The sequence below is a fragment of the Maricaulis sp. genome (assembly GCF_048269565.1).
GTDB lineage: Bacteria > Pseudomonadota > Alphaproteobacteria > Caulobacterales > Maricaulaceae > Maricaulis.
Window position 1 is genome coordinate 673315 of the sequence record NZ_JBLXIK010000002.1, and the last position, 10103, is coordinate 683417.

12 protein-coding genes are annotated in these 10103 nt (G+C 63.3%); 9 read left to right on the top strand and 3 right to left on the bottom strand.

The window, feature by feature from the left end; genetic code table 11:
- The first annotated feature begins 37 nt into the window (after positions 1-37).
- A complete protein-coding gene (locus tag ACN0YL_RS06730; RefSeq protein WP_417497459.1) occupies positions 38-1081 on the top strand; it encodes a class I fructose-bisphosphate aldolase in 1044 nt (347 codons plus the stop codon).
- A 76-nt stretch (positions 1082-1157) separates the two neighbouring features.
- On the opposite strand, the gene ACN0YL_RS06735 is transcribed toward ACN0YL_RS06730, so the two are convergent.
- Positions 1158-1616, bottom strand: coding sequence for a peptidase S1 (locus ACN0YL_RS06735; protein ID WP_417497445.1), 459 nt, complete (start codon positions 1614-1616; stop codon positions 1158-1160).
- Positions 1617-2280: 664 nt separating this feature from the next.
- Between ACN0YL_RS06735 and thiE the strand changes: the two genes are divergently transcribed.
- The 7 genes from thiE (at position 2281) to ACN0YL_RS06770 (ending at position 8784) form a co-directional block, all read left to right on the top strand.
- The gene (gene thiE / locus ACN0YL_RS06740; protein WP_417497446.1) at positions 2281-2901 is read left to right on the top strand and encodes a thiamine phosphate synthase; all 621 of its coding nucleotides are present in this window, start codon (positions 2281-2283) and stop codon (positions 2899-2901) included.
- Positions 2902-2996: 95 nt separating this feature from the next.
- Positions 2997-4157: a tetratricopeptide repeat protein gene (locus tag ACN0YL_RS06745; RefSeq protein ID WP_417497447.1), complete on the top strand. Its 1161-nt coding sequence runs from the start codon at positions 2997-2999 to the stop codon at positions 4155-4157.
- 102 nt (positions 4158-4259) lie between these two features.
- Positions 4260-4826: an elongation factor P gene (efp, locus tag ACN0YL_RS06750; RefSeq protein WP_417492703.1), complete on the top strand. Its 567-nt coding sequence runs from the start codon at positions 4260-4262 to the stop codon at positions 4824-4826.
- 4 nt (positions 4827-4830) lie between these two features.
- Positions 4831-5628, top strand: coding sequence for an inositol monophosphatase family protein (locus ACN0YL_RS06755; protein ID WP_417467510.1), 798 nt, complete (start codon positions 4831-4833; stop codon positions 5626-5628).
- A 133-nt stretch (positions 5629-5761) separates the two neighbouring features.
- Complete coding sequence (locus ACN0YL_RS06760) at positions 5762-6730, top strand: hypothetical protein (RefSeq protein ID WP_417497448.1); 969 nt, start codon at positions 5762-5764, stop codon at positions 6728-6730.
- A 3-nt stretch (positions 6731-6733) separates the two neighbouring features.
- A complete protein-coding gene (locus ACN0YL_RS06765) occupies positions 6734-7723 on the top strand; it encodes a peptidoglycan -binding protein (protein WP_417497449.1) in 990 nt (329 codons plus the stop codon).
- 224 nt (positions 7724-7947) lie between these two features.
- Positions 7948-8784, top strand: a complete 837-nt coding sequence (locus ACN0YL_RS06770; RefSeq protein ID WP_417497450.1) for a hypothetical protein — start codon at positions 7948-7950, stop codon at positions 8782-8784.
- A gap of 71 nt (positions 8785-8855) precedes the next feature.
- Here ACN0YL_RS06770 and ACN0YL_RS06775 read toward each other — a convergent pair whose 3' ends face one another.
- Both ACN0YL_RS06775 and ACN0YL_RS06780 read right to left on the bottom strand, forming a co-directional pair.
- Positions 8856-9161: a CcdB family protein gene (locus ACN0YL_RS06775; protein WP_417467504.1), complete on the bottom strand. Its 306-nt coding sequence runs from the start codon at positions 9159-9161 to the stop codon at positions 8856-8858.
- Positions 9162-9452 (bottom strand): type II toxin-antitoxin system CcdA family antitoxin, encoded by a 291-nt coding sequence (locus ACN0YL_RS06780; protein ID WP_417497451.1) that lies wholly within the window; start codon positions 9450-9452, stop codon positions 9162-9164. It abuts the gene before it with no gap.
- Positions 9453-9626: 174 nt separating this feature from the next.
- Between ACN0YL_RS06780 and rpmE the strand changes: the two genes are divergently transcribed.
- On the top strand, positions 9627-9845 hold the full coding sequence (rpmE, locus tag ACN0YL_RS06785; RefSeq protein ID WP_091768221.1) for a 50S ribosomal protein L31: 219 nt from the start codon (positions 9627-9629) through the stop codon (positions 9843-9845).
- The last annotated feature ends 258 nt before the right edge of the window (positions 9846-10103 follow it).

The window sequence follows — 10103 nt, forward strand, 5'->3', positions numbered from 1 at the left end:
CTGATGAAGACGATCAAACCAAGCTGGGGATGACATGATGGATCTGGACCAACTCAACGAAACCGCCTGCGCCATGGTGGCTCCGGGCAAGGGTCTGCTGGCCGCGGACGAATCCACCGGCACGATCGGCAAGCGCTTTGCCGCGATCGATCTGGAGAACACGGCGGACAATCGCCGCGACTGGCGCGAGATGCTGTTCCGCACCGAGCCGGCGATGAGCCAGCATGTCTCCGGCGTCATCCTCTATGATGAAACCATCCGCCAGAAGGCCAAGGACGGCACGCCGCTGGTCAAGCTGATCCAGGATGCCGGTGCGATCCCGGGCATCAAGGTCGATGCCGGCGCCAAGGCTCTGGCCGGCAGCGATGGCGAGATGATCACCGAGGGTCTTGATGGCCTGCGTGACCGCCTCGCCGACTATTACGGTCTCGGTGCCCGCTTCGCCAAATGGCGCGCGGTGATCAATATCGGCCGCAATGGCGATGAATCCATGCCGAGCCAGTATTGCATCAACACCAATATGCACGCGCTCGCCCGTTATGCGGCGCTGTGCCAGGAAGCGAATATCGTCCCGATCGTCGAGCCGGAAGTCATCATGGATGGCGATCACTCGATCGAGCGTTGCTACGAAGTCACCGAATTCGCGCTCAAGACCCTGTATCGCGAACTGTTCGACCAGGGCGTGATCCTCGAGGGCACGATCCTGAAGCCGAACATGGTGATCTCGGGCACGAAGAATGAGGATCGCGCCAGCATTGAGGAAGTCGCCGACATGACGGTGCAGTGTCTGGCCAATTGCGTGCCGGCCGCTGTTCCGGGCATCGCCTTCCTGTCGGGCGGCCAGTCCGATGAAGAGGCGACGGCGCATCTCAACGCGATCAATGATGGCTATGACCTGCCCTGGCCGGTCAGCTTCTCCTATGGCCGCGCGCTGCAGCATGCACCGCTGATGGCCTGGGGCGGCCAGCCTGCCAATGTCGCCAAGGCCCAGGCGGCCTTCAATCACCGCGCCAAAATGAACAGCCTCGCCGCACTGGGTGAGTATGATGCGGCGATGGAGAAGGAACTGGCCGGGGCGTAAGCCGCGACGGAGCATCGCCGAAAACAAGAACGGGGCCCGCTTGCGGGCCCCGTTCGCGTTTCAGGCTGTGCCTGGACTACTGGTCGTATTCGGTGATGAACAGCGTGGCTTGTGCCGTGTCGCTGCCATAGGTGCCGACCCAGATGTCATACTGACCGGCCATGGGTCCGGCGCCGCCGACGAGCGGGTTGAGGCCATTGGTGTCGTCATTGCAATACCAGCTGCCGTCCGGGCCGTTGACGACGAGCGTGGTGTCGGCCGAGGAGGTGACACCGATGAAGAGCTGCGAGCCGCCTTCGCCGTATTGCAGGCGGTAATCCGGTGCGTTGGCGATCATGCCGACACAATTGCTGCCCAGGCTGGAGGCATCGATCGTGCCACCGGCGACGAGCTGGGCCTGATGTGGGTCGGGCAGAAAGCCGGGGTTGAGGGAGACCGAGCCGAAGGTCGGCGGCAGCGAATAATCCTGCGCTGACGCGAGGCCGGTCAGAGCTGCGGCGGCGAGTGAGGCCGCGAGAATGGTTTTCATGGTCATGCATTTCCCCTGGGTAAAAGACAGCCGCAACAAGGCTGTCGGTTGAAGGCCCGTAATGTGCGCTGCGCGTGATGACGGCCAGATGAACAAAGTGCAGAATCCTACATGACCCGGAGGGGTGTTGCCCCTGCTTATCCCCCACCGCCAACAATTACCCCACGTCATCCCGGCGAAGGCCGGGAGCCAGACATAGCAGGCGCGGAGCCCGTGATATCGAGGTCCCGGCCTGCGCCGGGATGACGATAAATCGTCAAACTTATCCCCACCCCACCAACCCTGGCGCATAATCTCCTCGTTCCGGTTGCACGGGAGGCGTGAGCTCAGTCACTTGCGGCGATCGGGAGCGTGGAGCTCGTCCGGGCGGAGGTTTGACAACCCGAGCCCCGGCGTGGCCACCGGAGAGGAAAGGCGGCACAAAGCTCGACCGCACAGTCCACTCCGGTTTCGAGACGGGGGCCGTAAGGCGTCCGAGCAAATCTCCACGTGCGGGACGTTTCGAATGTCTCACTTATCTATTGCGCTAAACGGCATTCGCCGCGTCCCGCACACCTCCCAAACGGGGGGAACCACTCAAACCTCCAGCGGCGAGCCGCGTGGAGATTTTGGTGCCGGCGGCGATGCTGTCGCACTAGCCACCCGGGCCGAAATCGGTCAAAACGCGGCCATGACAACCCAGCTCTACCTCATCACCCCGCCGCGCATTGATGCGCAATTTGCCGAGACCCTTGCCGGGGTGCTGTCGAGCGGCGATGTCGCCGCGCTGCAGATCCGGCTCAAGGATCATTCCCGCGAGGAAATCCGCCAGCTGGCACCGCCGCTGATCGCCATGGCCCAGCAACACGGCGTCGCGGCGATTCTGAATGATGATGTCGAACTGGCGGCCGAACTCGGCTGCGACGGCGTGCATCTCGGCCAGGGCGATGGCAGCGTCAAGGCGGCCCGCGCCGCCCTCGGCAAGGAGCGCACGATCGGCGTTACCTGCCATGACAGCCGCCATCTGGCGATGCTCGCCGGCGAGGCCGGTGCCGATTATGTCGCCTTCGGCGCCTTTTTCCCGACCACGACCAAGGCTGTCAGCCACCAGGCCGATATCGAGCTGATCAAGTGGTGGGTCGAGGTGTTCGAGCTGCCCTGCGTCGCCATTGGCGGTATCACGGTCGACAATGCCGGCCCGTTGATCGAGGCGCGCGCTGATTTCATCGCGGTCTCTGCGGGCGTGTGGCAGCATCCCGACGGACCGGTCGCGGCGGTGGCGGCGTTCAACGCGCTGTGCGCGGCAGGCTGAGCAGGGCAGTCGGATTTTGGCGGCCAAGGTTACAAATGCCTCAGCTTCATCCCGGCGGTCTTGACCTTGCCGCATTCCCGTCGCTGATAGGCAAAATGAAGATTTTCCCTGCTCTTTGCCTGAGCCTCGTGCTCGCCGCGCCCGTGCTGGCACAGGACGTCGCGGATGTTCCACTGGCCGCTTCCGAACCTCAGGAGGCCTTCCCGGCTGAAATGATGTTGTTGCCGCAGGAGGTCCAGGACGCGGCCATCGCCGGCATGGATGCCGCCGATGCCGAGGTGCCGACCGGCCTCAATGCGGCCGATGCCGCCTATTACAGGGCCCAGATCGCCTATATCGCCCAGGACTGGGTTCTGGCGCAGCAATATGCCGAGACCGCTGCTGCCGGCGGCAATGTCGAGGCCTCTGTCCTGGCCGGAATGATGGCGCGGGACGGGCTGACCGGCGAGCCGGATTTTGCCGCTGCGGCGCGCTGGTTCCGCCGGGCGGCGGAACAGGACGAGCCGATCGCGCTGTATCAGCTCGGGCTTCTGGCGCGGCTGGGCGATCCTTCGCTGGCGCTGGGCTCGGCCGGTGACTGGTTCGAACGGGCTGCGCGTCTCGGGCATATCAATGCCATGGTCGCCTTCGCGATCGAGCAGAAGAATTCGCCCGTGCCCCAAGATGCCATTTCGGCCCGTGAATGGGCCGAGCGCGCGGCCCAGCAGGGCTCGCCGGAGGGCATGTACCAGCTGGCACAATTGCTCGATGCCGGAACGGGTGGTGCCGTCGATGCCGCCGGTGCCCGCGCCTGGTATGAGCGCGCCGCCAGCAATCGCCACGCCGAGGCTGCGTTTCAGGCCGGCATGATGTGGGCGGCCGGTGAGGGCGGTGCGCAGGACGATGCCGAGGCCCTGCGCTGGATGCGCATTGCCGCCGAGAGCGGCTATGCACCGGCGGCCGGGCAATATGGCCTGATGCTGTATCAGGGCCGTGGTGGCGAGCCCGATCGGGGTTCGGCGGCCTACTGGTTCGCCCAGGGTGCCCAGGGCGGCGATGCCGAGAGCCAGTTCCTCTATGCCTTTGCGCTGGCGCGCGGCGATGGCATCCCCGCCGATCTGGAAGCCGCCTATGGCTGGTCGCTGCTGGCTTCGGTCGATGCGCTTGGCGCCCCGGTTGGTGATCCGGACCGCGATCGTCTGCAGGCCGGTCTGGAACGGGCGCTGCCGCAGGACGTGCAACAGCGGATCCGGGCCCAGGTCGAAGCGATGCGCTAGCCGGGCAGTGCCGCGCCGCTTGCCGATACCTGTCCCCGCTGATAGGAGAGCGCCACTCCACGGCCTACGGGCAGTGCACACGGTTTTTCCGATAGGTGACGCATGAAAATCAACGGCAATGAAATCCGCCCCGGCAATGTGCTGCAACACCAGGACTCGCTCTGGGTTGCGGTGAAGACCGACCACGTCAAGCCAGGCAAGGGCGGAGCCTTTGCCCAGGTCGAGCTGAAGAACCTGCTCGACGGCCGCAAGCTCAATGAACGCTTCCGCGCCGCCGACAAGGTCGAGCGCGTCCGCCTCGAGCAACGCGACCAGACATTCCTGTTCGACAGCGGCGATACGCTGACCTTCATGGATGCGGAAACCTATGAGCAGATCGAACTGCCCAAGGATTTTGTCGGCGAAGAGAGCACGGCCTATCTGCAGGACGGCATGAATGTCGTGGTGGAATTCCATGAGGAACGCCCGATCAGCATCACCCTGCCGCAATTCGTCACCCTGGAAATCACCGACACCGAGCCGGTGGTGAAGGGGCAGACAGCCGCCAATTCCTTCAAGCCCGCCATTCTGGAAAACGGTGTACGCACCGCGGTCCCGCCTTTCGTCGGCACCGGCGAGCGTGTGGTGATCGCCACGGAAGACGGTTCATACGTGAAACGGGCGGAGTAGATCTGTGGGCGCGCTTTCTCCCCTTCTGACAGTCATGGTCGATGTTGCCGGCCGCGCCGGCCGCAAGCTCAATCGCGATTTCCGCGATGTCGAACACCTGCAATATTCCAAGAAGGGTCCGGCCGACTTCGTCTCGATGGCTGACCACAAGTCGGAAGAGATCATCTATGACCGGCTGACGACCGCACGCCCCGGCTATGGCTTCCTGATGGAAGAGCGCGGCATTGTCGAAGGCTCCGACCGCTCGCACCGCTGGATCGTCGATCCGCTCGACGGCACCACCAACTATCTCCACGGCATGCCGCATTTCGCGGTCTCGATCGCGCTTGAGCGCGAGGGCGAGCTTGTGGCCGGCGTGGTCTACAATCCGGCCACCGATGAAATGTTCCATGCCGAAAAGGGCCGCGGCGCCTGGCTCGCCGACCGCCGCTTGCGCGTCGCCGGACGCAGCCAGCTCGATGAGGCCGTTTTCGCCACCGGCATGCCGTTCGTCGGCAAGACCGGCCATGCCCGCTTCCTCAAGGAATTGCACCAGGTGATGCCGCGCTGTGCCGGCATCCGCCGCATGGGTTCCGCCGCGCTCGACCTCGCCTGGGTCGCGGCCGGCCGTTATGACGGCTTCTGGGAACGTGATCTCAAGCCCTGGGATATCGCTGCCGGCCTGTTGCTGGTGCGCGAAGCCGGTGGCTATATTGCCGAGATTGATGGCGGCAAGGATGTGCTGGGAACCGGCAGTATCGCGGCGGGCAATGAGAGCATGCTGGCGCAATTGCTCGAACGGCTGAAGATCGCCGCCGCCTGATCGCGACCGGGCCCGCGAAGCGGATTTTCCCGCTTCACCTTTGACCTCGCCACCAAATCGTCCCAATGCCTTGGGATGAGTGACGCTGTGAGTGATGTGAGGGGATGTTATGCCGGTACAGCCTGATGAGCGGATGAGCGCAATCCGCACCGAGGTGCGCTTCACGGGACCCTGGCGCTATATCGTCTGGATGGCGCTGTTCACCGCGGTTGTGGCGGCGCTCGCCATTTTCCTGCGCGCTCAACTGGTCGAGGCCTTCCAGGCCAATCCGGCGATCAATGGCGTCATCCTCGTCGTGCTGGTGATCGGCGTGCTCTACACCTTTGCCCAGGCGCTGGGGATCGGCCCGGCGGCCAATTGGCTCAAGCGTTTCCGCTCGCCCGAGGCCGGCATCACCCTGCCACCGCCGCCGGCCCTGATTGCGCCCATGGCCTCGATGATCGGCGAAGCCGATGGCCGTGTCCGCCTTTCGGCCGGATCCGTGCGCACCGTGCTCGACTCGGTCGGTGCGCGCATGTCGGAAGCGGGCGCCTTTACCCGCTATTTCGGCCGCCTGCTGATTTTCCTCGGCCTGCTCGGCACCTTTTGGGGCTTGCTGGCGGTCGTGTCCGATGTCGGTGAGGCGGTGCGCGCCGTGACCGAAAGCTCGACCGGCGGTGAAGCCGATGTGATGCGGCTGATGGCGGCAATCCAGGATCCGATCGAGGGCATGGGCACCGCCTTTGCCTCCTCGCTCTTCGGTCTCGCCGGCTCGCTGGTGATCGGCTTTCTCGACCTGCAGGCCAGCCGCGCCCAGAACCGCTTCTACAACGAGATCGAGGAATGGCTCTCCTCCATCTCGCGTCTCTCGGCGGCCGGACCGGCCACGAGCGGCGATGGCGAAACCTCGTCCGCCTATGTCGGGGCCTTGCTCGAGCAGACCGCGGAAACCCTCGACCGTCTCTCGCACACGCTGGAACGCCATACGCGCCAGCTCGACACGACGATGCAGCGCTTTGCCGAAGATGCCCGCGAGGGGCAGCAGGAAGCGGCGCGGGCGCTGCGCGATGAAATCCGTGTCCTGATCCGGACCCTCGAAGCCCGGGACCGGGCGGGAGAATAGGTCATGGCCTCGCCGCGTTTCTCGCGTTTCCAGGAAGCCGATAACGGCGATCACTGGCCCGGCTTTGTCGACGCGCTGGCAACGCTGCTGCTGGTCATTGTCTTCCTGCTGTCGATTTTCGTGGCCGGGCAATTCGCCCTTTCGCGTGCCCTGACCGGGCGCGACCAGCAATTGGCCGACCTCAATGCCCAGCTCTCCCAGCTGGCCAGTGAACTCGATCTGGCGCGCGACGAGAATGCCGAGCTGGAAGTGCGCATCACCGGTCTGGTCGATGAGCGCGATGCGCTCAACAGCGCGTTGGCCATGGCCTATGGCCAGGCCGAGTCGCTGAGCGCCGAGCTCGAGGCCGAGCGCGAGATGTCATCGGAATCGATGCGGGCGCTGGCGCTGCTGAACCAGCAGATGCAGGTGCTGCGCGACCAGATCGCGACCCTCAACGCCGCGCTTGAAGCTTCGGAACAACGCGCCGAGGAGGCCGAGGTCCAGGTCGTCAATCTCGGTGAACGCCTCAATGCCGCGCTGGCCGAGCGCGCCGCCGAACTGGCCGTCTACCGCTCCGACTTCTTCGGTCGCCTGCGCGCCATTCTCGGCAACCGCACCGGCGTGCGCATTGTCGGTGACCGCTTCGTGTTCGAGACCGATGTGCTCTTCCCGTCAGGCTCGGCGGCGTTGTCGAATGAGGGCCGCGAGAGCCTGCGTCCGATCGCCGATGCGATCATCCAGCTGACGACCGAAATTCCCCCGGATCTGGAATGGGTGATCCGCATTGATGGCCATACCGATCCGGTGCCGATCCGCACCACCTATCCGTCCAACTGGCACCTCTCGGCAGCCCGGGCGATCTCGGTGGTGCAATGGATGGAGCAATTGGGTGTGCCATCGGAACGGCTGGTCGCCGCCGGCTTCGGCGAGTTCCAGCCGCTGGTGCCGGGCCGCACGGCCGAGGACAATGCCCGCAATCGCCGTATCGAGCTGAAGCTGACGGCGCGGTAAACGGCAGCGTGAATGTCGTTCAGCGAGGGGAGTTCGATCCCTGTCAAGCTTTGAAGGAGCTTTGGCGCGGGATCAGGCGCCAGAGCATGTTCGCTTGGCTCCATCAGGCACAATATTCAGTGAGAAATGATCATGATTGCAATCACTTCACTGATTGCAGCGGTGCTCTACTCGTGCAAGTTTATCAATCTTGAGGTCACAATCTTGCCAGTAGAGAGGTAGTCATGGCGCGTGAGGTTGATGTCGATCACATCATGATCCTGTGCGAGAATCCGGAAGCTGAAATGAATGCCTTCCGTGCATCAACCGGGTTTCCCGAGGCTTGGCCGATGACCGACTTCGGAGCGATTCTGACCGGAGCCGTTTGGGCGGGCAGGATGGGCATTGAGTTCGCGCGGCTCGAGGGTGCCCGCAATGCGCCAACACGGCTTGCCGGGCTGGCCCTGTCCACCAGACTTGAACCTTGGCAGCTCGCTGAAACGCTTCGGGTCGACGGGATACCGCATGTCCCCCCCACGTTTATCTCCCTCGATCCTGATGTTGAGCTATCGTGGACGAACACGCTGGTTGGTGGCGTGCTGACGCATGAACCCAATACCCTGTGGCTGGGGCGCTTGTTCGGTGGCGACCGCCCCCTGGCGCGTTGGCTGGCCAAGATGGTCGAACAGATGGCGGCCAAGCCGGGTGGGATTGAGCGCATGAATGCGGTCATCAAGGATGAGCTTGCTTTCTTCGTTCACTATCATCCCGAAGCAACTGCCAGGGAGCGGAGGGAGGCTGCGCGGGATGCGTTTGCGAGTGAATTTCCCGAACCGGTCACGGCAGATTTTCGGGTTTCGGTCGAGCTTGATGTCGCACAAAATGGATCGCATCGAGCGAATTGGGAACGTCTGATCGGTTCTGCCATACGCCTGCCAGGCGAGTGGTCCAGCCCGAGCGGCGTCAGCCTGAGATTTTCTCCAGCGAGCGAAACGCGGCTCAGGCATGTCCGAATCGAAGGGCTCTATGGGGAGGTGAGAGCGTTGCCTCCGTCGCTGGAGGAGTTCATTTCGCTCTCCTAGCGGGGCAGTGAGGATCTATTGACAACTTGCTCCGGACACCCGGCGGCGAAGATAATAGGCCGAGGCGAACCTCAAAATCCCTGGAACAGGAAGTCCATCGCGGAAGTGATCTCGTCGCGATGTTCCTCGATATTTCCGATGGGCTTGCCGAGCGAATGGAGTGGCTGTGCGCCAATATCCGTGGTCAGGAGCAGATAAGACTGGCCGCCAATCACAAGGACCGGCTTCAGTCTCGGCAGCGGCGGCTCTTCAGCCTGATCGACGAGATGCAGCGGGATGACGACACGGCTGGCCAGATCGCCGAGAATCTCGGCCTGGACATCCACCATCAGCGGAATGCGCCGGCTGTTGACCCGGAACAGATCGAAGCGGGCCACTTACACTTCCTCTTCCGCCCACCACGGAGTGGGAAGCGCCATGCCCTCGCGTTCGATACGTTCATTGTGAGCCCTGATCGCGTCGGCATTGTCTTCACGCCAGCGTCGGGACTGCGCGGCCTTCAGGGCAGCCTCGATCCCGGCTTCGGCGGCACGCGAAATGTTGATGTCGAGGGCCTGGGCTTCCGACATGACGTCCTCGCGGACCGTCAGGTTGACCCGTTTGCGATTCGCGGGCGTTTCATATTTCATCACATGCACCTTCTGACCGTCGAGCATACTCATACGCATGTCGCATGCGCATGTCGAGAACTTCACACCCGCAAGGTCGAAAGCTTGGCTGCCCGACTCATTCCCTGGCTTGCCTCGCGCGGCGTCTTCAGGTATCAGCCCCGCTCCTGAGAGATATCAGCTGTGTGCGTCACGCGAGTTGGCGTGGCACAGCGAGAGAAGAAAGCCGGACCGATGAAACAAGATATCCATCCCGAGTATCACATCATCAATGTTGTGATGACCAATGGGACCACCTTCCAGACCAAGTCGACCTATGGCAAGGAAGGCGACACGATCAATCTCGATATCGATCCGACCTCGCACCCGGCCTGGACCGGCGGCAATGCCCACCTGCTTGACCGCGCCGGCCGCGTTTCGCGCTTCAAGGACAAGTTCAAGGGCTTCGCTTGATCCTTCGCGAATACGCTTGATTGAAACGGGCGCGATCCTTACCGGATCGCGCCCTTTTTCTGTCTGGCACCACCTGGAATACAAAAGGCCTCCCGAAGCGATCCGGGAGGCCTTTTTGTTGTTGTGCTGCGAGCGATCAGCCCTGGCTGAAGGCGCCGCGCAGTCTTTCCATATGGTCAGCAACCGGATTGCTTTCGGTTTCCGGCATGCCGTCGGCATAGAGATTGTCATCGATGCGCTTGAGGCGGGCATAGAGCG

Excerpts from the sequence above, each read along its gene's own strand:
- ACN0YL_RS06730 (WP_417497459.1), top strand. The coding sequence starts at position 38 with ATGGATCTGGACCAACTCAACGAAACCGCCTGCGCCATGGTGGCTCCG.
- efp (WP_417492703.1), top strand. The coding sequence starts at position 4,260 with ATGAAAATCAACGGCAATGAAATCCGCCCCGGCAATGTGCTGCAACAC.
- ACN0YL_RS06770 (WP_417497450.1), top strand. The coding sequence starts at position 7,948 with ATGGCGCGTGAGGTTGATGTCGATCACATCATGATCCTGTGCGAGAAT.
- ACN0YL_RS06760 (WP_417497448.1), top strand. The coding sequence starts at position 5,762 with ATGAGCGCAATCCGCACCGAGGTGCGCTTCACGGGACCCTGGCGCTAT.
- ACN0YL_RS06780 (WP_417497451.1), bottom strand. The coding sequence starts at position 9,452 with ATGCGTATGAGTATGCTCGACGGTCAGAAGGTGCATGTGATGAAATAT.
- thiE (WP_417497446.1), top strand. The coding sequence starts at position 2,281 with ATGACAACCCAGCTCTACCTCATCACCCCGCCGCGCATTGATGCGCAA.
- ACN0YL_RS06765 (WP_417497449.1), top strand. The coding sequence starts at position 6,734 with ATGGCCTCGCCGCGTTTCTCGCGTTTCCAGGAAGCCGATAACGGCGAT.
- ACN0YL_RS06735 (WP_417497445.1), bottom strand. The coding sequence starts at position 1,616 with ATGACCATGAAAACCATTCTCGCGGCCTCACTCGCCGCCGCAGCTCTG.
- ACN0YL_RS06745 (WP_417497447.1), top strand. The coding sequence starts at position 2,997 with ATGAAGATTTTCCCTGCTCTTTGCCTGAGCCTCGTGCTCGCCGCGCCC.
- rpmE (WP_091768221.1), top strand. The coding sequence starts at position 9,627 with ATGAAACAAGATATCCATCCCGAGTATCACATCATCAATGTTGTGATG.